Origin of the sequence: Pantoea sp. CTOTU50773 (genome assembly GCF_032082325.1) — a bacterium.
GTDB classification, from domain to species: domain Bacteria; phylum Pseudomonadota; class Gammaproteobacteria; order Enterobacterales; family Enterobacteriaceae; genus Pantoea; species Pantoea communis.
This window is the reverse complement of the sequence record NZ_DAMDQC010000010.1, coordinates 15,680-37,584: the sequence shown is the minus strand read 5'-3', so window position 1 is coordinate 37,584 and position 21,905 is coordinate 15,680. Positions and strand designations below refer to the sequence as shown.

The following is a 21,905-nucleotide window of genomic DNA, read 5'->3' as shown; positions in this document are numbered from 1 at the left end:
TGATGATTGTCGACGCTGATGAAAAGTGCCCCTAAATCAGCGTTAACTCCATTGGCTGCTGGCGCAATATTTCCTGATACACCGGCGACAGTTGGCTATCTGTAATCACCTGCTTAAAGGGCACGGTCGGTGCCAGAGCGAAGGGATGTATCTGACTAAACTTTGATGAATCGGTGAGCGCCACAGTGTGCGTCTGCTTTTCCATGATGGCGTTGACCACGTCGCAGCGCAGCATATCACGACCGGTAAAACCGGTGATGGCATCCCAGCCGTCGATACCGATAAAGGCTTTATGGAAGTTGAGGTGCTGGATGCACAATCGCGTCAGCGGCCCGACTACCGACTCACTGCTCTTCTGGAACAGCCCGCCAAGAATGATCACATCACCGCCCTGTTCCCGCAGCAATCCCGCGATGTAATGGCTGACGGTGATAATCGTGATATCACCGCGTTCGCTCAATTCGCGTGCCAGCAACGCGTTGGTGCTGCCGCCTTCAATAAACACCGTTTCACCCGCGTTAACCAGCGAAGCGGCGTACTCCGCCAGACGTTTTTTGACGGCAAAACGCGTTTGCATGCGTGCGCCGACATCGTCGCTTTCTGGCGCCACGGCTGAACCGTGCACGCGGCGCAGAAAGCCGCCCTTTTCCAGAACATTCAGATCCTGACGCACCGTCACCTCGGAAACGCCGGTGGTTTGCGCCAGTTCACTGACGCTGACGCTGCCGCGTTCGCTGACCAGTTGGATAATGTGCTGATGACGTGCGTTCATAGTGCCTGCTTTAATTAAAATTTTATCCTGCTTACCAGAAACTTACTCTAAGCCGAGACTGCGACGACCGTTGCTGTTTAACGCGTCCAAAGTGAATCGATCGCGCCAGCTGGCTTCATAGTCCTCTTTCGGGAAATCACCCGGTGAGGCACCGGTTGCCAGCGCCTCAGCAACCTGAGTGGCGTAAGCGGCATTCTTCTCGCACAGGGGTGCAGCCGGAATGTACATCACATTGCCCCAACCTTGCTGATTCTCAACCGGTGCAACCGAATGAATGACATCACAGTGCCACCAGACAGAATCACCCGCTTCCATTGCTGGAATGGAACACAGTCCCTTGATGAGTTCCGGATGCCACTGCTCTGAGATGGGCAGCACTTTGCCTGGCGCCACACCACAGAGTTCATCCTCTGGCACATCTTTCAGCAGCGGACGCAGCAACAGATACGCCATCGCTTCCGGAACCGGCACCACATGCAGCAAGCCCTGACCCAATTGCATGTCTGACAGCGCAGTCCACCCCTGGAAAGTGCGGAAGACTGAACATTTGGTAGTGGTGCCAGCCTGATATTCATTCACTTCTGTGCGATGTGCCGCGTCCCAGGGATTATATTGATCGAATTGATTATTAAAGATTTTGCTAAACACCTGTTGGTAAGCTGGCAGTAACCAGCGTTCCAGCGCCCCGGAATCCGTATGCGCGCCCAGCCCTTTTGATGTGGTGCCCGGTAAACGACGGCGAATACGATCCGGATAGATGATGCTGACATCAGGGTCAAACCAGCGCGTTCCGTTGGATTCGTAGGTCCACAGGCGATTCAGGAAGGATTGGGTTTGTGCCATGGCGTCGCTCTGACGCGCCGACATCTGTGCTTCGCTCCAGTAGATCGGATAGATTTCAGGGCGTGAGGCATCGAGGCTGCCAAAGAAGTTGTCACCCGGCCCTTTATAGACTTCATCGAAATCATTTTTATCAAGGTATTCCAGCATCGACGCATCCCAGCCCAACGCCTGCTCGCGCGTAAAGGTCTGTTTCACCACCACACAGCCGCGACGACGAATGCGATCCTTCACTTCATCGGAAATGCGCCCTGCGGCGATGTCATCCCAACGTACCTGTGGCCATGCCGTGCCGTTTCGCGCTTCTTCCTCACGAGCTACAGCAATTTCGCTGAGGATTTTACTTCTGACCTGCTCAAACAGGCCCTCAACATCGCCGATTTGCGCTCTGAGCACCTGTTTCATCAAGCGGATATGCTGCTTTGCATCTTCAGGTTGTTGTAAAGAGGTAAAGGATGTATTCATTTTGTCGCTCCGATTGTTTCGAATGAAACCTAAGTTAGCTTCATTCATAACAATCTGTCGGCATTTCACCTAACTGCAGCGCACGATTTTAAGAAACCCATCACAAAAAAATTAAGAACAACGTCCAACCGAAGGTGCACCGGAGTGGCTCTCCGGTGCCGGGAAATGAGGAAAAATGTCGGGAAATCAAGAGGAAAAAGACGGTGGTATGTGGGAAGGAAATGGCCTGGCAGGTACTATTCCAGCCAGGCGTGATACCGCTGATGGAGTTCAGCCAGATTTTTTACATTGAGTTTGCGCATTGCAGACTGTTTTTGGCTGCTAATGGTTTTAATACTTTTGTCTTTGGCAAGAGCAATATCCGTTACGGTACGGCCGCGATAGATGGAGCGGATGATCGTTCTTTCCGTGGTACTGAGTGAAAGCATCGCTTCTTCATACATTCTTGATGAGAATACCTGTCGTAGAGATGAACCCTTTTGCGGTGCAGTGGGTTTGACTTCAAATCCCCAGACTCGATGTTCAAGTACTGCCGTCACCGCATCTTCAACCTCGCGCTGATTGCTTTTCCTGTTTAATATGGCTTGCACACCTGATTTTTTATATTTTTGTAATAGCCTGATATCCGATGCGCGGGTTAAAATTATCACTAATGCTGTGGGCAAGTAAGATTTTATCAGCATAGAAATAACATCTGCATTGCCAACCTCAGTATCGATAATAATCAGATCCAAATCTCTATCAATGATGTTGATCTGTTCATCATGGGTTTGGATGGGATGGTGAGTCACCGTCACAGCATTCAATGTTGTCAACATGGCGCGAATACCATAATAGGTGATCGCGCTGGGTGTCATAATAGCGATATTTTTATTTTTGATTTTGCTTGTCGTTATTTTAATGGCGCTATGCATTGGTGATGTTCCTCAATTGTGATCACGCCAATATGCAATTATTACAGATTCATCTTAACGATATTAGCCGATGCCATGCGATTAATCCGATGCGGATATTATTGGCTAGATTGAAGGCTTTCAACATACTGGCATAAATGTCACTTAAAAGTCACCAGCATGGAGATAATTCACATATTAATCATATAGATAACCCTGTGACAAAGCTGTTACCTACCTGATTGTCATCATCAGCATGCCCTTTTGTCAGACCGTGTTATAATCAGCCGCATGAAAAGTGTGCGTTGAAGATGCGCCGTGGGGATCAGGCAGAAGTGACCATTATTTTTTTTACCGATACCGGTCTGATCAGGCTGGAAGATAAAGAGATTATTCTTAGCAGGCAAAGTAAAATATGCCTGACGTACCTGTGTGAGCATGAAGGTAATATCGTTTCCAAAGAAGCATTACATGACGCTTGCTGGAGAAACCATGGTGCTGTGGTCTCCGATAATACCGTACGACAAACCCTTTTTCGCATCCGGAAATCACTCGCCTCACTGGAAATAGAAGGCGAAATTCTTGAAACACTGGGATACATGGGATATCGCTTAAAACCCGGTTACATCACTCTCGTTTCAGACTCACAAAATTATTCGTTACCGGAACGCCAGGATGGTTTGAATCAAAAACAAGAAACATCAGCGATCTCTGTTTCTGATACATCGAAATCAGCGCTTAAGAATAAACCGACAAAGATAAAACTCAGGGTACTTACGCTGCTGCTTTGCTGCCTGTTTTTTATCGTGGGCACTGTGATTCGTGGCCAACAACTTATCCACCCATTGCGGTATGGCGAACCACTTCTGCTTGATGGGCACAGCTTTCTGTTTTCGCAATACGTGGAAAATGACAAACATGACTCGGCAAGACGCGTGAGTTACTGGCTTAACAAAATGCAGGTTTCCATTACGCCGCACAGCAAAATCTACATTAATGCCGATCGTGGCAACGCGATTAATTTCTTTGTGTGCAAAGGCGAAATTGAACTGGCGACAACCTCTTGCCAGACATTTGCGGTTATCGGGAGAAACCATCCATGAGAATGGCTGTTTCCGCGGCATGTTGCCTGTTGGCATTGTTGCTGGGTTGGTTTTCGCTGCCCTATTTTGTACGGCCATTTTCTGGCGATTGCCGGGCCGAGACCTATATCATCTATGACGAACCTGACCGGACCGTAGTCAGTCATGGCTACTGGGATATTTTGAGCGGCAGTCGTGAAGGTCATTTAAATGCTTATCTGGCATTTATGTCGCCGCAGGGGCTTGAAAGCAGGATTAATGTTGATCGCACCGTGAATCTTGATTATGACTACCATCCTGATTCCGTAACGGTTTCCACTCGCAAATCTTTTCGTATTGCGGGTCCTGATACGCAGGATCCCGCTATCGGGAAATATATTGATCCGCTGGCGGACGAGAATTTCACCGCCCGCATCTACCTGTTTAAAGTGGGAAACCAGGTCATTTCAGGATTCCATTATCGGCCGCTTAACCGGTGTATGAAACCTGGATTTTGAAGCGAGTCAGACCGGTCGATCATTTGTTCTGGTAAAGATCCCAACGGTTGCCGTACAAATCCTCGAAAACCACAACCGTGCCATACTCTTCTTCGCGGGGTTCTTCACAGAAAGTGACGCCATTGGCTTTCATTTGCTGGTAATCACGCCAGAAGTCGTCCGTCTGTAAAAACAGGAACACCCGGCCGCCGCATTGATTACCGATAAACCCTTGCTGGCGCTCATTCGATGCCTGCGCCAGCAGCAAGTTACAATCGCTCTGCGGATTAGGATTGACCACCACCCAGCGCTTGCCCGGCTGTGGGATATCTTCGATTAAATGAAACCCCAGTTTTTGCGTATAGTATTCAATGGCGCGGTCATAATCATCGACCACAATAGCGACGTAACCCATGCAACGCTTTTGTGTTCTCATTTTGGTTTCCTTTATATTCTGACGCGAAATCTCATCTGGATATCAACAAATAAAAAGCAGACCGAAGTCTGCTTATTCTTTATCACGCATTGCCACCCGCGACTTTGCGTAATGCCACCACTTCCGCGTGTTCTAACAGCGGTTCAAGATCCGCGAATAATTTAACGATATGCGGGGCATTCAGGTGCTTATCCAGTAATTCCTGGCTCGCCCACTCTTCGGTCCAGACAAAGCGGCGCGGATTTTTGCTATCAATGTTTAGCTGATAGGTAATACACCCTTCTTCGCGTAGCGTCTCTTCAATCACACCACGAAATAATTGCTCAGCTTTATCTTCGCAACCCGGTTTTGCCGTTAGCAATGCCACTACAGGAACGGTCATTTTCATCTCCCTTTTAAATACAATAAGCCAAGCCAAACTAACGCAGCTTATTCCTGTTGTCAGTCTGAAAACGTGCGTTGCCTGATATGCCTGGTTCGCGCCATAATCGCGAAAATAACGCAAGGAGTGTTGCATGCCAGAACTGTCGAGTTGGTTAGCCTTTGCATTGGTGGCGTTGGGATTGGTGCTTACGCCCGGCCCCAATATGATCTACCTGGTTTCGTGTTCGCTGTGTCAGGGCAAGCGGGCGGGTTATATTTCCCTCGGCGGCGTGGCGTTAGGTTTTGTGTTTTATATGCTGTGCGCGGCGCTGGGTATCACCGCGTGGTTGCTTGCCGTTCCATGGGCCTATGATGCGCTGCGTTTCAGTGGCGCACTCTATTTGCTGTATCTTGCGTGGCAGGCACTCAAGCCTGGCGGCCGCTCGCCATTTGCCGTGCGCGATCTCCCTGCCGACAACCCGCGTAAATTGTTCACCATGGGTTTCCTCACCAACCTCGCGAACCCAAAAATCGCCATGATGTTTCTGTCGCTATTACCGCAGTTTATTAGCCCGCATCACGGTAGTGTGCTGATGCAGTCGCTGATATTGGGCGTCACCCAAATTGTGATTAGCCTGACGGTCAATGCGATTTTCATTACTACCGCTGGCCAGGTGTCGACATTTTTACTGACGCGCCCCAGCTGGCAGCGTTTGCAGCGCTGGCTGATGGGCACGGTGCTGGCGGGCATGGCCGTCAAACTCGCATTGGATGCACGAAAGTAAGTTGCGATTTAATTGGGCGCGTCGGGGCGCGCCCAACAATCCGTTAGTGAGCCAACATCTGAATGATTTTGTCCGCCGCGATGACGCGATCGTCATTCGGGAACCATTTATTCGCCAGCATAATCACCGCAATCTTCTGTGACGGAATAAACACCGCGTAGGTTGAGAAACCATTGGTCGAACCGGTTTTGTTATACCACGCCTGTTGTGGCGCAGCCTGCGGTGGCGTGATCAACGTGGCCGACATCCCTTTCATGATGCGCTGACCGCTGTTGCCTTCCACCAACTGCTTTGATGAGACAGGCAACGGATAGTATTCCCACATCATCGCCTGCGTAAACGCCTCGGTTTTGAAGTAGCCCTGATGCGTGGTGGCGATCGCCTGCTGCCACTCCGTCGCGACCTTCTGTTCATCAAGTTGAATCGCCAGCCAGCGAATCAGATCAGCGGATGTCGATTTCAACCCATACGATTCAGCATCCAACGGGCCTGGCGTCACACGTACCGGCTTGTCTTGTTTATTGTAACCTTGCGCATATTGGCCCATCTCTGACTGAGGCACCTGAATATAAGTGTGCTTCATGCCCATCGCGGGTAACAGTTGCTGCTCCATCGCGCTGATAAACGGCTGATGCAAGCTTTTGGCGGCAACCATGCCGAGCATACCAATCCCCAGATTGGAGTAGACACGCTGAGTGCCCGGCTGAGCCGGCGGTTGCCAGTTTTTGTACCAGTTCATCAACTGCTGCTGATTGGTGACATCGTCCGGCACAAACAGCGGCGTGCCCGTGGTGTGAGTAGCAAGGTTAAGCAGTGACACCTGATCAAACGCACTGCCCTTTAGGTCGGGCAACCATGTACTGGCTTTGTCACTAAACTGCAGTTTTTTCTGCTGAGCCGCATAGCTCGCTAAGGTAGCGGTAAAGGTTTTGCTGAGTGACCCGATTTCAAACAAGGTCTGCGCGGTAATTGGCTGCTGAGTCTCTTTGGATGCCACACCGTAATTGTAAAACTCGGTTTTGCCATCGTGCAGAATAGCCACCGCCATGCCAGGGATTTGATATTGCTGCATCAACGGTTTGATGATGGCGTCAGGTGAAGGGGTTTGTGCGAGGACGCTGGTGCTTGCCAGCAGCGTTAGCGCAGTAAGAGATAAGCGCATGAAAATTCCTTTTATTTCAGTTAAGCCACAATTTCAGCACGCGATTATAAAATTCCGTCACGGTTTCTCCTAACCAAATATTCTGCTATCTGCGGGAAAGTGAAGGCGATCACAAGCGAGAAACATTTCATTAACCATTAATTGATCTTTTCCCCGCCAGCTTTTATAGCTTATGAAAATTATTTCACGAATCAGAAATAATTTTCAAAACGTACCCCGGCTCGTTTTTCCGCGTTAAGTCGTCACGGCTGAGCCTCTAAATTCAGCGTCTGCTCCGGGGAAAAACATGAAAAAAATCGCCATCCTTCTTTCCAGCCTTGCGTTAGCGGGCACACTCTCCAGCACCGCACGTGCCGCCGATGAATCACCACAGTTCCGTTGCAAACCTGGCGAAACTTACTACATGAACGTCATGGTGACCGGTGTTGAATACTGGTTTCCGGTGTACGAGATGTTTAAACAAGCTGCGCATCAGCTGGGCTGCAAAACCGTTTATGGTGGCACGCCCGCTTATGACGTCAACCAGCAGTTAGCCAGTTTCGAACAGATTCTGGCGCAGAAACCCGCCGGGATTTTCCTCCATCCGATGAATCCCGACCCCTTTATCGAGCCAATTAATCGTGCGGCAGAGATGGGCATTCCGGTGGTAACCTTTGCCGCTGATTCCCCCAACAGCAAGCGTGTCGCTTACATCACCTCAGACAACTTCCGTGAAGGTAAAGCCGCCGCCGATGAACTCGGTAAAGCCATGGGCAAAGGCGCGGAGTATGCGGTGCTGGAAAATCCAGGGCAGGATAATCATGACCGTCGGGTTACGGCTTTTATCAATGAGATGAAAACCGCGTTTCCTGACAGCAAGCTGGTTGCGCGCGCCGCCACTAATCAGGATCCATCAAAAGCCTACAACGCCGTGCTGTCGATGCTACAAGCGAATCCAAACCTGAAAGGCATCTTCATGCCTGAAGCCAGTTCCGCAATCGGTGCCGCACAGGCAGTGGTGGAAAACGGTGGCAAAGTGAAAGTGATGACGGTGGACGTCAACGCCAAAGTACTGGATATGATCAAAAGCGGCGAGGTGTTTGGTGCTATCAACCCCAATCAGGGAATACAGGGCTACATGGGCTTTATGACGCTGTTCCTTGCCGCCCACCCAGAATTGATTGACCCCATGAATGATGCCAAACGCAACGGTGTGAATCCCTTCTCGTTCCCAATCCTCGACAATGGTTATGCCGTGGTGACTAAAGAAAATGCCGATGATTTCCGCTGGGACCGTTACCTGAAACGTCGTGGAACCAAAGGCATCAACGAGTAAGGGGAAAGATGATGACGGCACTGCTTGAGTTACGCAGCATCAGCAAACGCTTCGGCGCAGTACAGGCGTTACAGGACGTTGATCTTACGCTAAGGCCCGGTGAAATTCATGCGCTGGCCGGTGAAAACGGCGCGGGTAAGTCTACTCTGATGAATATCATTGATGGCATTCTGCGCCCCGACAGCGGTGAAATAGTGTTGGAGGGGCAATCCGTAACCATACGCTCGCCGCGTGAGGCGCAGCGGTTAGGCATCGGGCTGGTGCATCAGGAAATCGCGTTGTGCCCGGATATTACTATCTATGAAAATATCTGGATGGCGCATCAGCAGCGCGGCTTTCTATTACCGCATAAAACCTTGAGGGAAAAAGCGCAGCAGGTTATGAATCGTCTTGCGCCGATTCCAGTGAGTAAAAAGGTTAGTGAACTGTCGTTGTCACAACAGCAACTCGTAGAGATTGCCAAAGCACTGACGCTGGATTGTCGTTTGCTGATTCTGGATGAGCCCACTGCAGCGCTCACGGAACCAGAAGCGCAGACGCTGTTCACCATCGTGCGTCAACTGCGCGATCAGGGCATCACGGTGGTGTATATCAGTCATCGTATGGCCGAGATTTTTGCGCTTTGTCAGCACATCACCATTCTGCGCGATGGCCGGACGGTGCACAGTGCGCCATTGAACAGCATGACACCGGATGAAGTCATTACGCGCCTTGTCGGTCGCGAATTGTCGCAACTCTATCCCGATAAACGCCCCTCTCATCGTGCCGCACCGCTGCTGGAGGTACGATCTCTTAGCGATAGTCAGCGTTTTTACGATATCAACTTCGAGCTGTATCCCGGCGAAATTCTCGGCATAGGTGGCTTGATGGGCGCCGGCCGTAGCGAAATCGCTCAGGGCGTGTGCGCATTGCAGCCGGTAACTCACGGCACGATACGTATCAAAGGGCAGCCAGCAACACTGAAAAATTACGCCGCCAGTATCCAACATCACTTGGTTTATTTATCCGAAGATCGTAAGGACGCCGGGCTGTTTTTAGCAATGCCAATTGACTGGAACATCTCGGCGCTGGATGTCCGCGCGATTAGCCATCACGGTTTGACGCTAAGCCCAAGCCGCGAGCGTGCGCAAGCGGAAGCGCTGGCGTATCAGGTCAAACTGAAACGCGGCAAATTGAGCGACCCGGTGTCATCGCTTTCTGGCGGCAATCAGCAGAAAGTGGCGCTAGCGCGCGTGCTGTCGGTGCACCCCGAAATCATCTTTCTTGATGAACCGACGCGCGGCGTCGATGTCAGCGCCAAGGCAGAGATCTACCAGATCCTCGCCCAATTAGCACATAACGGTGTCGGACTGGTGGTGATTTCATCAGAGTTACCTGAGCTGATTGGTTTATGTGACCGCATTATCGTGATTCATGAAGGTCACATCACCGGTGAAGTGACCGGCGATGCAATGACCGAGGAGAATCTGATGAGACTGGCTGCTGGCATTCCCCCTGAAGTGGAGGCGCTATGACCATAAATACGACCTTGCCCGGAGCAGGCAAATCCCGGCTGTCATTGTTTGGCGGCCTGCACAAGCAGCGGGAAATCGGCTTGATTGCGATCATCGCGTTAATCTTTATCGTGATGAGTTTTACCTCACCCTACTTCCTGACGTGGGCCAATATGAAAGCGATGCTGTTGTCGTTTTCGATTGAAGGCATTGTGGTGATCGGTATGACGATCTTGTTGATCGTCGGCGGTCTCGATCTCTCGGTCGGCGCGGTGGTGTGCCTTTCTATGGTGGTCGCGGGACAACTGTTTCTCAGTGGGGTGGATCCCTGGCTGGCCAGCCTGGGAGGAATAGCTGCCGCCGCACTGGTAGGCTTGCTGATGGGTTTAACAGTGACCAAAATCGGCCTGAGTCATTTTATTGCCTCGCTGGCAGCGATGGTGATTGTGCGCGGGCTTTGCATGATCATCACGCAGGGCACGCCGCTGTCGCTGTTCACACTTCCCGTCAGTTTCAAATTTATCGGCCAGGGTGCCATGTGGGGCATTCCGTTTGTCATCCTGCTGTTCTTTGTATTGGTCGCTCTGTTCGATTTCCTGCTGCGCAAAGCCACGCTGTTCCGCAAAGTATTTTATACCGGCAGTAATGAGCGTGCAGCGGCCTATTCCGGCATCAACATCAACCGCATAAAACTGTGGGTCACGGTACTCACCTCAACGCTAGCAGGTGTAGCCGGCATTATTTATATGGCGCGGTTAGGCTCAGCTACCCCGACCTTTGGCGTAGGGATGGAACTGAACGTGATAGCGGCGGCGGTGATAGGCGGCGCAAGCCTGAAAGGCGGCACTGGCTCGATTCTGGGCGCGGTTTTAGGTGTCGCACTGCTCTCCATCGTGACCAGCTCACTGATCCTGATTAATGTTTCCGTCTACTGGCAGGACTTGATCAAAGGTTTAATTCTGCTGGCGGCGGTGTCGATTGACCACCTGCTGAACAAATATCGGGCAGCATAAGGACGCATCATCGATGGAATTCGCCAGCGAACATCCAGCATTTCACAGTGCACGCCAGATCTATCAGGTATTGGTGATGTATTACCTCGACGGCAAAAAGCAGTCGGAGATTGCGGTGGAAACCGGGTTGTCGGTCGCCAGCGTGAATCGCCTGATTCGTCAGGGCAAAGAGAGCGGCATGGTAGAAATCACTATCAAATCGCCCTGGCTGTCGGCCCACCAACTCGAAAGTGATCTGCAGCAATGGGGTCAACTGCAACAGGTGGTGGTGGCACCCAATGTCGCGCGCAGTGATGAGCAGAATTTACAGATGGTGGGCGCGGCGGCGGCGGATTATTTGCTATCACGTCTGAAAGATGGCGACGTTATTGCGATCACCGGTGGCAAAGGCGTGAGCGCTCTGGTGGAGGCACTGCGTCCTTCGCGCAAATACGATGTTCAGGTCGTGCCTGCATTGGGTTGCGTGCAAGGAAAGCACTATACCGACGTGAATCATGTTGCCTCTGAAATGGCGGCTCGGCTTGGCGGCCATGCCTGGCAGATTCATGCCCCGCTCTTCACTGACTCTGCTGCTGAACGTGACATGTTGATGAGAATCAGTGCCGTAGACCGGGTGCTGGATAAAGCGCGTAACGCTACGCTGGCAGTGGTCGGTCTTGGTTCTATTCACAGCGACAGTTCCAGCTACTACGATTTGAATCTGGCAGCTCGTCATGCATCCGCCAGCATCGAAACCAGTGGCGCACGCAGCGAACTGCTAGCCTGGTTACTCGATGCACAAGGCCAGCCCGCGCCGTTTGACGCCAATCAGCGGCTGGTTGGGCTGACCTTATCGGAGCTACAACGTATTCCCTTTTCTATGGCGGTGGTGGCCGGACGCGACAAAGTGGATCCCATCCACTGTGCGCTGCAAGGCCAGTGGCTAAAAGGCATGGTCACCGACGAATCCACTGCAGCAGGCGTACTCGAAATGGCCAAGAGCCGGGGAGCAATCCATGGAGAATAATGCAACACGCGAGCAGCGACTCAGCGCTTTACGACAGCGCACGTCCACACCAGTGCTGATTGTCGGTGGCGGCATCAACGGCATCAGCACCTTTCGCGAACTGGCATTGCAGGGTATTCCGGCGGTTCTGGTGGAAAAAGGTGACTGGTGCCAGGCGGCCAGCGGTGCGCTTTCTCGTATGATCCACGGCGGACTGCGCTATCTGGAAACCGGCGAGTTTACGCTGGTCAAAGAGTCGGTGATGGAGCGTGACCGGCTACTGAAAAACGCGGCGCACTATGTTTTTCCGCTGCGTACCACTGTCCCAATCGACAACCTCGGCGGCGGACTGCTCAATGCCACGCGGCGTTTTTTGCGTCTGAGCGACAAACCCACTCGCCGCGGCGCTCTGCTGATCAAAACTGGCCTCAGTCTCTACGATGTCTACACCAGGCAGTACGGATCGATGCCCAAACATCAGGTGCGCGGTGAGGCAGCCACGCGCGACCGCTGGCCAGGATTTGCCCCCTGGGTGAAATACAGCGCCAGCTACTACGATGCCTGGATCAGTGCACCGGAACGACTGGGTTATGAATTGATTGAAGATGCCGAGCGTGCTTGTCCGGAGGCACTGGCGCTGAATTATTTGCAACTGGTGAGCGCCGATGGCGAATCCGTTACGTTACAGGATGCACTCAGCGGTGAGCACTTTACTCTGCAGCCGCATGTATTGGTGAATGCCGGCGGCGCGTGGATAGATCAGCTCAATCAGCATCTGGCGCCCACGGAACATTTCACCAAACTGATTGGCGGGACCAAGGGTTCGCATTTGATCATTGATCACCCCAAACTGTTACAGATGCTCGATGGGGAAATGGTCTATTTCGAAAACCAGGAAGGCCGCGTCTGCATTATGTTTCCGTGGTTTGGCAAAGTGCTGCTCGGTTCCACGGATATCCGCGTGGACGATCCAGATAGCGTGGTGTGTGAAGAGGAGGAAAAAGCCTACATTCTTGAGTCGCTGCGCTTTGTTTTTCCTGACGTCGTGGTGCCGGAATCGTCGATTCTCTATACCTTTTGCGGTGTGCGTCCGCTTCCGGCCAGCAACGCCAAAGTTAACGGGCAAATCTCGCGCAATCACTCGCTGGTGCTGCTGCCGCCTGATGCCGCACATGCTTACAGCTTGCTATGCCTGGTCGGCGGCAAATGGACCACCTTTCGTCAGTTTGGTGAAGAGGCCGCGGATCGGGTATTGCGTCTGATCGGAGAAAAGCGCCGTGTGTCGAGCGGCGATCTGCCCATCGGCGGTGGACGCGACTTCCCTGCACCTTCCGGGCAAACCGCGTGGCTTGCCCAACTCGCGCATCTGCATTCACTGCCCTTGTCCCGCGTATCGCAGTTAGTCCGCCGTTATGGCAGCCGCGCCCTGCCAATCCTGCAATTGATCCAGCAACAGGGGGAACAGCCGCTACAGCATCATGCGGGGTATAGCGCGCTGGAACTTCGTTACCTTATTGAGCATGAGCAGGTTCAACAACTTGAAGACCTGCTGGTGCGCCGCACGTCGCTGGCGATTTGCGGCGAATTGACGCCCTCACTGGTGGCAGAAATTGCTCAACTGATGGCGGATCTGCGCGGCTGGAATGTCACTCAACTGCAAAACCATCTGCAAAACACTTGCGCCAGTCTGGCGCGACAGCACGGCCTGACCGATCTCAACCCCACTCTTTTCCAGGAGGAAACACGCCATGTTAGTCAGCAATAAAGTCCGCATGAATCGTCTGTTTCAACACGGTAAGTGCCTTGATGTGGCTATCGACCACGGTATTGCGAATGAGCCCGACTTTCTGATTGGGTTAGAGAACATCGAAGGTGTGATGGAGAACCTGATCGCCGCGCAACCGGATGCCATTCAGGTGAATTACGGCCAGGCCGATCTGTTGCAACAGGTCGCGGGACGGAAACCGGCGCTGGTGATGCGCACGGATGTCGGCAACGCCTATAACGCGGCGCGCCATCGCGAAATGTGGGCGGTGTTGCACAACCCGGATGAGCCAATCCTCGCCGCGTTGCAGATGGATGCGGCTGCGGTGGTAGTGAATCTCTATCTGATCCCCGATGAACCCGGCATTTTCCGTATGTGCGTGGAGAACATCGGCCGTCTGCGTCAGGCTTGCGATCGTTATGCGATGCCGCTGATGATCGAACCTCTGGTAATGGCGCCGGCAGGACAAGGCGCGGCTTACGGTTCGATCGGTGATGTAGAGAAAATCGTGCCACTGGTGCGTCTGGCGCGTGAACTCGGCGCCGACATTATCAAAGCCGACCCCACGGAGAAGGTGGAAGATTTTCACCGCGTGGTGGAAGCGGCGCGTTGTCCGACGCTGGTGCGCGGTGGCGGCAAAGGGGAACTGGCACCGGTGCTGGCCAAAAGCGCGGCGTTAATGGCGCAAGGTGCCAGCGGCATGGTGTACGGCCGGAACGTGTATCAACACGATAATCCGTCTCGCGTGGTGAAAGCGCTGATGGCGATCATTCACCGGGGCGCCAGCGGCGCGGAAGCCCTGGACATTTATCAGCAGGGTTGAGTTTTACCTGCACCGGCGCTTAAGCGGTGCGCCGTCTTCGTCTGTGAATCGGAGTCGGATATGAGTCAACTTCTCGGCATAGATGCCGGAAACACCATGATCAAAGCGGTACTGTTCGATCTCAGTGGCCGCGTACTGTCGGTTGCCGAATGTGCGGGAGAAACCCTCCAGCCGCAAGAAGGTTATGCGGAGCGTCCGGTAGAAGATATCTGGCACGGGGTCAGCGTGGCCGTCACGCGCTGCCTGCAACAGGCGGGCAGCGCGGCGAATGAGGTTATTGCCGTGGGCGCGGCGGGTCACGGTAACGGCTTGTATGCACTTGATAAGCAGCAGCAGCCGTTGTTCGGCATTCAATCCATCGACCATCGTGCCATCGAAACCGTGCAGGGCCTGGAAGCCAGCGGTAACGATAAAGCCATCTATCAACTTTCGCTGCAGAAGCCCTGGCCCGCCGCCACGCCCGTGCTGATCAGCTGGATTAAACAGCATCAGCCCGATCGCTGGGCGCAGATCGGCCATTTGTTGTGTGCTAAAGATGTCATCGCCCATTTCCTCTGCGGGGCTATCAGCGCTGAGGTTTCCGATGCCGCCGGAGCCGGATTAATCGATTATCGACAGCGCAATTACAGCCACGAGTTGATGGCGTTGTATGGCATTGAAGAGGCGCTTAATCTGCTGCCGCCTCTGGGCGAGTCTTGTGCGGTGGTCGGACACGTGACCGCGCGCGCCGCGCAACTCACCGGATTACCGTCAGGTATTCCGGTGGTGGCCGGCATTTTTGATGTGGTGGCCAGCGCCATTGGTTCTGGCGTGGTGAAAACCGGAGAGGCTTCCATCGTCGCAGGAACCTGGAGCATCAATCAGGTGGTGGTCGATAAACCGGATTACCAGCGGCCAGTGTTTATGAATTCAATTATTGAAAATGATCGCTTTATGGCGATTGAAGCCAGCGCCACCTCGGCCGCCAATCTCGACTGGTTCCTGCGTGAGTTTGATGATGGACGCGCTGGCAACGGCGCGGCGCACAGCAGTGATACCGTGGCCCATGTTGAACCCAACCCGCAGTTGCCGCTCTATCATCCTTACCTCTATTCCGGTCGTAAATCTGAACCCGCAAAAGCGGGGTTTTATGGCTTGAGCGGCTGGCATACGCGCGCAGATATGCTGTTTGCGCTGTTTGAAGGCGTGACATTTGCCCATCGCGCACACATTGATCGCTTACGCGCAGCAGGGATTTCGTTTACCCACGCGACCCTTTCTGGTGGCGCGGCGCGCAGCTGCATCTGGCCGCAAATGTTTGCTGATGTGTTGGGCGTTCCGATTCGCGTGGCTGAGTGCAAAGAGACTGGCGCGCTGGGTGCTGCGCTTTGTGCGGGCGTCGGCGTAGGTGTCTGGCCCGATCTGGCCATGGCGGCACAGCAAGCAGTACGCCTTAATCCCGGCGAGTTACAGCCACGCCCGGAACGCTTTGCGTTTCATGATGCACGTTATCGGGCGTTTAAAAGGCTGGAGCTGGCGATGAGCGAAATGTGGCATGAAGTTGGTTGAATTCACTGGTTATTTTTTTGCCAGGCGGTAATGTTGTGTTCTCGTCGAATTCAATAAGGATAGCGTCGTGCAGATCAATCAACTACCGTTTGGCATTACCGACTGGAGCACCCTCGAGACCGAAAAACATCCGGGCGACAGCGGGTTTGCGCTGTGGCGCACTCAGCGTTTTGGCGATATTCGTGTGCGCATGGTGGAGTATTCGCCAGGTTATCTTGCCGATCACTGGTGCAGCAAAGGTCATATATTGCTGTGTCTGGAAGGCGAAATGATCACCGAACTGGAAGATGGCCGCACTTTTACCCTGACCCCGGGCGTGAGCTATCAGGTTGCCGATAATGCCGAAGCACATCGTTCCTCCACGACGTACGGTGCGAAGCTATTCATCGTCGATTAGCTCTCGGGCCGTGGCTATACACTGCGAATCATCATGCTGAATACGGTAGTCTGAAAAGATAATGTGCGGTTTGTCCTGACTATCCCGCTGTTGCCGCAGTCAGCGTTAATCTTTTCTACGCTCTTTGCGTTTGATCACCATAACAAGAACGCAAATCCGTGAGTTGCGGGCACCGACGTATTGACGACGTTAGTGCCCGCGTCAGGATCACTTCGCCATGCTGTACGCGGCGGTGAGATCGACGCGCTGCCAGAAGGATTGCTCAGCATTACCCGACAACGGATAACCGTTTGGCAAGGCGGTTTTCACCATCAGGCGACGAATCTGCGCGTCAGACAGGTGCGGCAGCGCCGTTTTCAGCAGGATCTCTGCGCCCTGCGGTATCTGCACCGGCGTATTTTTCACATTGGCTTTTGGCAGATTGTAACTCATCGTGAAACGATAGAATTGCTTCATATCCGGTGCGCGGTAAGGATCGTCCTTGCCGGTTGTGCGTGCGCATTCAGCTAGCGAAGTACCACACTCCTTCTCCAGCGCGGCACGCAGTTGATCGCGCGCCTCTTTGAACAGCACCTGATAGCGTGCATCGTTGAGGTAAGTCGCCACGTTGCGCTCTGCCACCATACGTGAACCCATCACGTCCAGCGGATAGTGCACGCCTAACACCAGACGCGAATATCCATAACGCGCACCGCGTGTCACCAGTGCCTCAAAGCATTCCGGCACCATTTCGGCCATCAGCAGCGCATCGGTATAACCGGTATTGGTGTGCCCGCTGGGGAACGATCCGCCGTCCGCGGTATAGCGCACATTGTCTTTCACCACCACATCATCGGGTACCAGATGGATGGTATTGCCTTCATGCAGGAACGGGCGCGGATAGTTAAAGTGTTTTTTGGCAGCGCTGGTGCTGACTTCACTGGCCTTAATCAGCGCAGCAGCTTTGCTCAGTTCGCCTTTGTCATAAGCCGCGATGAAGGCTTTACCCAGACGCGGTCCCATGGCATCAGACAGGAAATACAGCGAGCCGATCGCTTCCGCATCCTGCAACGCCTGATGACGCACGTTCTGCGTGGCATTCAGGTTGATATCAGTCACGGTGGCGCGGTTAGCCGTCAATACGCTGTCTGGCAATGTGCTGAAACCTGATAACAGCGCGATGCCAGCCTGCTGATTTTGCTTCACGTTGAAATCATAGCCACTGCTTTTCAGCCAGGCTTTGTCTGCCTGCGTGCTGGTCTGTTTGGCTTTTTCCAGTTGCTCACGTTTCAGTGACGCACTGTCGCCTTGCAGCCAGGTGCGCTGAGCCTGCAACGACTGTTGCTCCAGCTGCGTATAGCCTGGGGTTGAACCGGTAGACGTTTGTGCAGCCAGTGCGGCCGCCTGCGGCAGTGTTGTCGCATGGGCCTGTTGAGCGAGCAGTAAAACCGTTGCAATCAGTGTGTAGCGGGTTTTCATTATTTTCCCCTGTTATCAGAATATTACCTTGCCGGGGAAACACGCTAGCACCCTGTTATGACAGATTTATTTCATTCATCGGCACTCGTTCGAACAGTTTTGTACGCAAATTTGTGCGAGCGATCCACAGCCGCCGCCGTTGTCATTTTTGCATTGCGATTGCTGTACATAACAGTTTTGCTGGCAGGACGAGAGATCGCATTTGGCCGCCACCGGCGTCAGTTGCACCACGGGCGCTTTTCTTTCCGGTTGCCACTGGGTTTGCGCCATTGCACCCGCACTGAACAGCATCATCAACACCATTATCCACTTCATGGGAAATTCCTCGCGAAAAGGTTCTAAACAGTATGGCCTCTTCTCTGCCAAACGCCATATTGGAACATTTGATTCAAGCCCTGCTTTCACCGCCCTCTTGTTGTGCAAAGCGTTGCGCACTAACGGTGCAATGCACGCATCAGTCCATTAAAAACACCCATTAATAATCAATTCCTTACGAAGAAATAGTTCACAACAAACCTGATGGTACGAAAGTTGCAGGGTTAATCAGGTAGACAAAGGAGACAGTGATGAAAGCGATTGTGATTGGAGCGGGCATTGGCGGCATGAGCGCGGCGATTGCGCTGGAGAGAGCGGGTTTCGAGACTGCCGTTTTTGAAGCGGTCAAAGAGATGAAGCCAGTCGGTGCGGCGATCTCGATCTGGCCCAACGGCGTAAAGTGCCTGAACGCACTTGGCATGAAACAGCAACTGCAGGCACTGGGCGGCAATATGGCGTTTATGGCCTATAACGATGCGCACAGTGGCAGCACCCTGACCCGCTTTAGCCTGTCACCCCTGGTGCAGCAGGTGGGCGAATACCCTTATCCGGTCGCTCGCGCCGAGTTACAGGGGATGCTGATCGATACCTATGGTCGCTCACGCATTCAGTTCGGTAAACGCGTGACCCACGTCGAGCAAAGCACCACCGGCGTCACCGCCTGGTTTGATGATGGTAGTCAGGCTGAAGGCGATTTCCTGGTCGCCGCCGACGGTACGCATTCCGTTATCCGCCACTATGTGCTAGGTGAAAATGTAGAACGACGCTACGCCGGTTACGTTAACTGGAACGGCTTAGTGACCATAGATGAAAGCATCGCCCCAGCCGATCAGTGGACAACCTTTGTCGGTGAAGGCAAGCGCGTCTCCCTGATGCCAGTGAGCGGCAACCGCTTTTACTTCTTCTTCGACGTACCTTTGCCCAAAGGCTTAGCAGAAGATCGTTCCACCCTGCGCCAGGATCTGAAGAATTACTTTACCGGCTGGGCCGATCCGGTGCAGCGCCTGATCGATAGCATTAATCCCGACACCACCAACCGGGTCGAAATCCACGATATCGAACCCTTTAGCCGTTTCGTCAAAGGTCGTGTGGCCTTGCTCGGCGATGCCGCCCACAGCACCACGCCAGATATCGGCCAGGGCGGTTGCGCCGCGATGGAAGATGCGGTGGTGCTGGCGCAGACGCTGGCCTCGCATTCGCTGGGTATCGAAGATGGATTGCAGCGCTACGAGGCGCGCCGCGTGGAACGCACCAAAGATTTGGTGTTGAAAGCACGTAAACGCTGCGACGTGACGCATGCCAAAGATGCCGAAATCACCGCTGCGTGGTACGCCGATTTGAAAAACGAAACCGGCGAGCGAGTGCTGGCCGGCATGTGCGACACCATTGAAGGTGGCCCGTTGGGTTAATGCCAGGGCGCACGCCGTGCGCCCTGCTTATCACGCCTCTTCTAAACCGCGATTCTTCAGCATCGGACCAATCTCCGGTGCTTTTCCACGCCATGCCAGCCACAGATGTTGCAGATCGCTACTGTTACCGCGTGAAAGGATATGATCGCGGAATTGCTGACCATTCTCACGACTCAACCCACCACGTTCAACGAAAGCCTGATAACCATCATCGGCTAACATTTGCGTCCAGATATAGGCGTAATAACCAGCCGCGTAACCGCCGCCCCAGATATGACGGAAGTAGGTGGAGCGATAACGTGGCGGCACCGTGGTTAACGCGATGTTTTCCGCCGCCAGCGCCTGTAATTCAAAGTGACTGACATCCTGCGGGTTGTCATGCGTGGTCAGCGAATGCCATTGCAGATCCAGCAAAGCCGCCGCCAGCAGTTCGGTCATGTCGTAGCCCTTGTTGAACTTAGATGCGCGCACCATCTTCTCGCGCAGTTCCACGGGCATCGCCTCACCGCTCTGATAATGACGGGCATAGTTGGCAAACACCTTTTCATCGCTGGCCCAGTGCTCGTTAATCTGCGAAGGAAACTCGACGAAATCGCGTGGCGTAGCGGTACCGGACAGGCTTGGATAACGTTGGGTGGCAAACAGACCGTGCAGCGCATGACCGAATTCGTGGAAAAGGGTAATCACCTCATCCCAGCTGAGTAACGCGGGTTGTCCCGCCTGCGGTTTGGTGTAGTTGCAGACGTTGTAGATCACCGGCTTGGTGCCCAGCAACGTGCTCTGGTCAACAAAGTTGCTCATCCAGGCGCCGCCGCTTTTGTTATCCCGCTTGTATAGGTCGGTATAGAACAGCGCCAGCGGCGTATCGTCAGCATCAAAGATTTCATAAACGTTGACGTCCGGATGATACACCGGCAGATCGTGACGCTGTTGGAAGCGGATGCCAAACAGTTGGCTGGCAGACCAGAACACGCCTTTTTCCAATACATTATTCAGCTCAAAGTACGGGCGAATTTGGCTCTCATCCAGAGCGTATTTGGCTTTTCTCACTTGTTCAGCGTAGAAATTCCAGTCCCAGGCACGCAGCGGGAAAGTGTGGTGCTGTTGTTCAATGATCTGCTGGATGTCTGACGCTTCTCGTTCAGCGCGTGCCCGCGCCGCCGGGACGATATTTCGCATAAACGCAAAGGCAGCATCCGGCGTTTTCGCCATCTGATCCTGCATGCTCTGTTCCGCATAAGTCTTGAAGCCCAACAGCTTCGCCTGCTCTGCACGCAGCTGCGCCATACGTAACACAATCGCGCGCGTGTCGTTGTCGTCGCCCTGTTCGCTGCGCGTGAGTGCCTGGTTGAACAGCGCCTCACGCGTGGCGCGCACTTCCAGTGACTGCAACGCAGGCTGTTGCGTGGTGTTCTGTAACGGCAGCAGCCATTCGCCGTGCAATCCACGCGCCTCCGCTGAGGCTTTGGCATGTGCTAACTCTTCGTCACTCAATCCCGCCAGCGCCGCTGCGCTGCTCACCGTATACGCGCCCGCTTTGGTCGCCGCCAGCAGCTTATTGCCAAAACGGGTACTCAACGTGGCGAGTTCCTGATTGCAGGCACGCAGCCGCTCTTTATCTGCGTCGCTCAGGCTGGCCCCAGCCAGCTGGAAATGCTGCCAGGTCACTTCCACCAAACGCATCGATTCCGCATCCGGACAGGCAGAGCCGCGATGCTGGTAAACGCTGTCGAGGCGGGCAAACAGCTGGCTGTTGAGATGGATTTCATCATTTAGCGCCGTGAGTTTAGGCGTGATTAGCTCATCAACTTCCTGCAACACATCACTGGTGTTGGCTGACGTCATGGCACCAAATACCAGATTGACGCGGTTTAACAACTGTCCACTGCGCTCCAGAGCTTCATAGGTGTTGGCAAAAGTAGCCGGTTCAGGATTAGTGGCGATGGCGGCAATTTCCTGACGCTTCTCTTCAATACCCGCTTCAAGCGCCGGAAGAAAATCGGCTTCCTGAATCAGGTCAAAAGGCGGAGTTTGATAGGGCAATGCACTGACGGTGAAAAACGGATTGGCTCGTGAAGTCATTATCGCTCCTGATAATCAGCAACGCCGC

At 53.4% G+C, this 21,905-nt stretch carries 21 protein-coding genes; 12 read left to right on the top strand and 9 right to left on the bottom strand.

The features are described from left to right. Positions 1-31: 31 nt before the first annotated feature. The 3 genes from RT340_RS03010 to RT340_RS03000 all read right to left on the bottom strand — a co-directional run bounded on the left by RT340_RS03010 (position 32) and on the right by RT340_RS03000 (position 2,991). Complete coding sequence (locus tag RT340_RS03010; RefSeq protein WP_313374000.1) at positions 32-772, bottom strand: DNA-binding transcriptional regulator YciT; 741 nt, start codon at positions 770-772, stop codon at positions 32-34. 42 nt (positions 773-814) lie between these two features. After that, positions 815-2,077, bottom strand: coding sequence for a DUF1479 domain-containing protein (locus tag RT340_RS03005; RefSeq protein ID WP_313373998.1), 1,263 nt, complete (start codon positions 2,075-2,077; stop codon positions 815-817). Positions 2,078-2,313: 236 nt separating this feature from the next. Then, positions 2,314-2,991, bottom strand: coding sequence for a LuxR C-terminal-related transcriptional regulator (locus RT340_RS03000; RefSeq protein ID WP_160832938.1), 678 nt, complete (start codon positions 2,989-2,991; stop codon positions 2,314-2,316). A gap of 290 nt (positions 2,992-3,281) precedes the next feature. Here RT340_RS03000 and RT340_RS02995 point away from each other — a divergent pair, with 290 nt between their 5' ends. Beyond that, positions 3,282-4,073 carry a transcriptional regulator gene (locus tag RT340_RS02995; RefSeq protein WP_313374023.1) on the top strand — a complete coding sequence of 264 codons (792 nt, stop codon included), beginning with the start codon at positions 3,282-3,284 and terminating at the stop codon, positions 4,071-4,073. After that, positions 4,070-4,549: a hypothetical protein gene (locus RT340_RS02990; RefSeq protein ID WP_064511341.1), complete on the top strand. Its 480-nt coding sequence runs from the start codon at positions 4,070-4,072 to the stop codon at positions 4,547-4,549. The genes RT340_RS02995 and RT340_RS02990 overlap by 4 nt, the downstream gene beginning before the upstream one ends. A gap of 19 nt (positions 4,550-4,568) precedes the next feature. Here RT340_RS02990 and RT340_RS02985 read toward each other — a convergent pair whose 3' ends face one another. After that, the gene (locus RT340_RS02985; protein WP_211727933.1) at positions 4,569-4,964 is read right to left on the bottom strand and encodes a VOC family protein; all 396 of its coding nucleotides are present in this window, start codon (positions 4,962-4,964) and stop codon (positions 4,569-4,571) included. A gap of 82 nt (positions 4,965-5,046) precedes the next feature. Further along, positions 5,047-5,346, bottom strand: coding sequence for a putative quinol monooxygenase (locus tag RT340_RS02980; protein ID WP_038646947.1), 300 nt, complete (start codon positions 5,344-5,346; stop codon positions 5,047-5,049). 133 nt (positions 5,347-5,479) lie between these two features. Here RT340_RS02980 and RT340_RS02975 point away from each other — a divergent pair, with 133 nt between their 5' ends. Beyond that, positions 5,480-6,112, top strand: coding sequence for a LysE family translocator (locus tag RT340_RS02975; protein ID WP_313373991.1), 633 nt, complete (start codon positions 5,480-5,482; stop codon positions 6,110-6,112). A 43-nt stretch (positions 6,113-6,155) separates the two neighbouring features. Here RT340_RS02975 and ampC read toward each other — a convergent pair whose 3' ends face one another. Beyond that, complete coding sequence (gene ampC, locus RT340_RS02970; protein ID WP_313373989.1) at positions 6,156-7,274, bottom strand: class C beta-lactamase; 1,119 nt, start codon at positions 7,272-7,274, stop codon at positions 6,156-6,158. A 286-nt stretch (positions 7,275-7,560) separates the two neighbouring features. Here ampC and RT340_RS02965 point away from each other — a divergent pair, with 286 nt between their 5' ends. The 8 genes from RT340_RS02965 to RT340_RS02930 all read left to right on the top strand — a co-directional run bounded on the left by RT340_RS02965 (position 7,561) and on the right by RT340_RS02930 (position 16,613). Further along, positions 7,561-8,589, top strand: coding sequence for a substrate-binding domain-containing protein (locus RT340_RS02965; protein WP_034823457.1), 1,029 nt, complete (start codon positions 7,561-7,563; stop codon positions 8,587-8,589). A gap of 8 nt (positions 8,590-8,597) precedes the next feature. Further along, entirely contained in the window at positions 8,598-10,103 is a 1,506-nt protein-coding gene (locus RT340_RS02960) for a sugar ABC transporter ATP-binding protein (RefSeq protein ID WP_313373986.1), read from the top strand. Beyond that, entirely contained in the window at positions 10,100-11,095 is a 996-nt protein-coding gene (locus tag RT340_RS02955) for an ABC transporter permease (RefSeq protein ID WP_160832940.1), read from the top strand. Before RT340_RS02960 ends, RT340_RS02955 begins: the two co-directional genes overlap by 4 nt. A gap of 13 nt (positions 11,096-11,108) precedes the next feature. Beyond that, positions 11,109-12,101: a sugar-binding transcriptional regulator gene (locus RT340_RS02950; protein WP_160832941.1), complete on the top strand. Its 993-nt coding sequence runs from the start codon at positions 11,109-11,111 to the stop codon at positions 12,099-12,101. Beyond that, positions 12,091-13,845, top strand: a complete 1,755-nt coding sequence (locus RT340_RS02945) for a glycerol-3-phosphate dehydrogenase/oxidase (RefSeq protein ID WP_097117110.1) — start codon at positions 12,091-12,093, stop codon at positions 13,843-13,845. The genes RT340_RS02950 and RT340_RS02945 overlap by 11 nt, the downstream gene beginning before the upstream one ends. Continuing rightward, positions 13,829-14,668 carry a class I fructose-bisphosphate aldolase gene (locus tag RT340_RS02940; protein WP_211727935.1) on the top strand — a complete coding sequence of 280 codons (840 nt, stop codon included), beginning with the start codon at positions 13,829-13,831 and terminating at the stop codon, positions 14,666-14,668. The genes RT340_RS02945 and RT340_RS02940 overlap by 17 nt, the downstream gene beginning before the upstream one ends. A gap of 60 nt (positions 14,669-14,728) precedes the next feature. Beyond that, positions 14,729-16,216: an FGGY-family carbohydrate kinase gene (locus RT340_RS02935; RefSeq protein WP_313373983.1), complete on the top strand. Its 1,488-nt coding sequence runs from the start codon at positions 14,729-14,731 to the stop codon at positions 16,214-16,216. A gap of 67 nt (positions 16,217-16,283) precedes the next feature. Continuing rightward, the gene (locus RT340_RS02930) at positions 16,284-16,613 is read left to right on the top strand and encodes a DHCW motif cupin fold protein (protein WP_058960505.1); all 330 of its coding nucleotides are present in this window, start codon (positions 16,284-16,286) and stop codon (positions 16,611-16,613) included. A gap of 207 nt (positions 16,614-16,820) precedes the next feature. Here RT340_RS02930 and RT340_RS02925 read toward each other — a convergent pair whose 3' ends face one another. Further along, the gene (locus tag RT340_RS02925; protein ID WP_313373980.1) at positions 16,821-18,071 is read right to left on the bottom strand and encodes a phosphatase PAP2 family protein; all 1,251 of its coding nucleotides are present in this window, start codon (positions 18,069-18,071) and stop codon (positions 16,821-16,823) included. Positions 18,072-18,146: 75 nt separating this feature from the next. Continuing rightward, positions 18,147-18,386 (bottom strand): hypothetical protein, encoded by a 240-nt coding sequence (locus RT340_RS02920; protein ID WP_058960503.1) that lies wholly within the window; start codon positions 18,384-18,386, stop codon positions 18,147-18,149. Between the two features lie 251 nt (positions 18,387-18,637). On the opposite strand from RT340_RS02920, the gene hpxO reads away from it, so the two are divergent. Then, positions 18,638-19,795 (top strand): FAD-dependent urate hydroxylase HpxO, encoded by a 1,158-nt coding sequence (hpxO, locus tag RT340_RS02915; protein WP_313373977.1) that lies wholly within the window; start codon positions 18,638-18,640, stop codon positions 19,793-19,795. 30 nt (positions 19,796-19,825) lie between these two features. Here the strand turns inward: hpxO and dcp are convergent, their stop codons facing one another. Continuing rightward, positions 19,826-21,877: a peptidyl-dipeptidase Dcp gene (dcp, locus tag RT340_RS02910; protein ID WP_313373974.1), complete on the bottom strand. Its 2,052-nt coding sequence runs from the start codon at positions 21,875-21,877 to the stop codon at positions 19,826-19,828. Positions 21,878-21,905: the final 28 nt, after the last annotated feature.

Excerpts from the sequence above, each read along its gene's own strand:
- RT340_RS03010 (WP_313374000.1), bottom strand. The coding sequence starts at position 772 with ATGAACGCACGTCATCAGCACATTATCCAACTGGTCAGCGAACGCGGC.
- RT340_RS03005 (WP_313373998.1), bottom strand. The coding sequence starts at position 2,077 with ATGAATACATCCTTTACCTCTTTACAACAACCTGAAGATGCAAAGCAG.
- RT340_RS03000 (WP_160832938.1), bottom strand. The coding sequence starts at position 2,991 with ATGCATAGCGCCATTAAAATAACGACAAGCAAAATCAAAAATAAAAAT.
- RT340_RS02995 (WP_313374023.1), top strand. The coding sequence starts at position 3,282 with ATGCGCCGTGGGGATCAGGCAGAAGTGACCATTATTTTTTTTACCGAT.
- RT340_RS02990 (WP_064511341.1), top strand. The coding sequence starts at position 4,070 with ATGAGAATGGCTGTTTCCGCGGCATGTTGCCTGTTGGCATTGTTGCTG.
- RT340_RS02985 (WP_211727933.1), bottom strand. The coding sequence starts at position 4,964 with ATGAGAACACAAAAGCGTTGCATGGGTTACGTCGCTATTGTGGTCGAT.
- RT340_RS02980 (WP_038646947.1), bottom strand. The coding sequence starts at position 5,346 with ATGACCGTTCCTGTAGTGGCATTGCTAACGGCAAAACCGGGTTGCGAA.
- RT340_RS02975 (WP_313373991.1), top strand. The coding sequence starts at position 5,480 with ATGCCAGAACTGTCGAGTTGGTTAGCCTTTGCATTGGTGGCGTTGGGA.
- ampC (WP_313373989.1), bottom strand. The coding sequence starts at position 7,274 with ATGCGCTTATCTCTTACTGCGCTAACGCTGCTGGCAAGCACCAGCGTC.
- RT340_RS02965 (WP_034823457.1), top strand. The coding sequence starts at position 7,561 with ATGAAAAAAATCGCCATCCTTCTTTCCAGCCTTGCGTTAGCGGGCACA.
- RT340_RS02960 (WP_313373986.1), top strand. The coding sequence starts at position 8,598 with ATGATGACGGCACTGCTTGAGTTACGCAGCATCAGCAAACGCTTCGGC.
- RT340_RS02955 (WP_160832940.1), top strand. The coding sequence starts at position 10,100 with ATGACCATAAATACGACCTTGCCCGGAGCAGGCAAATCCCGGCTGTCA.
- RT340_RS02950 (WP_160832941.1), top strand. The coding sequence starts at position 11,109 with ATGGAATTCGCCAGCGAACATCCAGCATTTCACAGTGCACGCCAGATC.
- RT340_RS02945 (WP_097117110.1), top strand. The coding sequence starts at position 12,091 with ATGGAGAATAATGCAACACGCGAGCAGCGACTCAGCGCTTTACGACAG.
- RT340_RS02940 (WP_211727935.1), top strand. The coding sequence starts at position 13,829 with ATGTTAGTCAGCAATAAAGTCCGCATGAATCGTCTGTTTCAACACGGT.
- RT340_RS02935 (WP_313373983.1), top strand. The coding sequence starts at position 14,729 with ATGAGTCAACTTCTCGGCATAGATGCCGGAAACACCATGATCAAAGCG.
- RT340_RS02925 (WP_313373980.1), bottom strand. The coding sequence starts at position 18,071 with ATGAAAACCCGCTACACACTGATTGCAACGGTTTTACTGCTCGCTCAA.
- RT340_RS02920 (WP_058960503.1), bottom strand. The coding sequence starts at position 18,386 with ATGAAGTGGATAATGGTGTTGATGATGCTGTTCAGTGCGGGTGCAATG.
- hpxO (WP_313373977.1), top strand. The coding sequence starts at position 18,638 with ATGAAAGCGATTGTGATTGGAGCGGGCATTGGCGGCATGAGCGCGGCG.
- dcp (WP_313373974.1), bottom strand. The coding sequence starts at position 21,877 with ATGACTTCACGAGCCAATCCGTTTTTCACCGTCAGTGCATTGCCCTAT.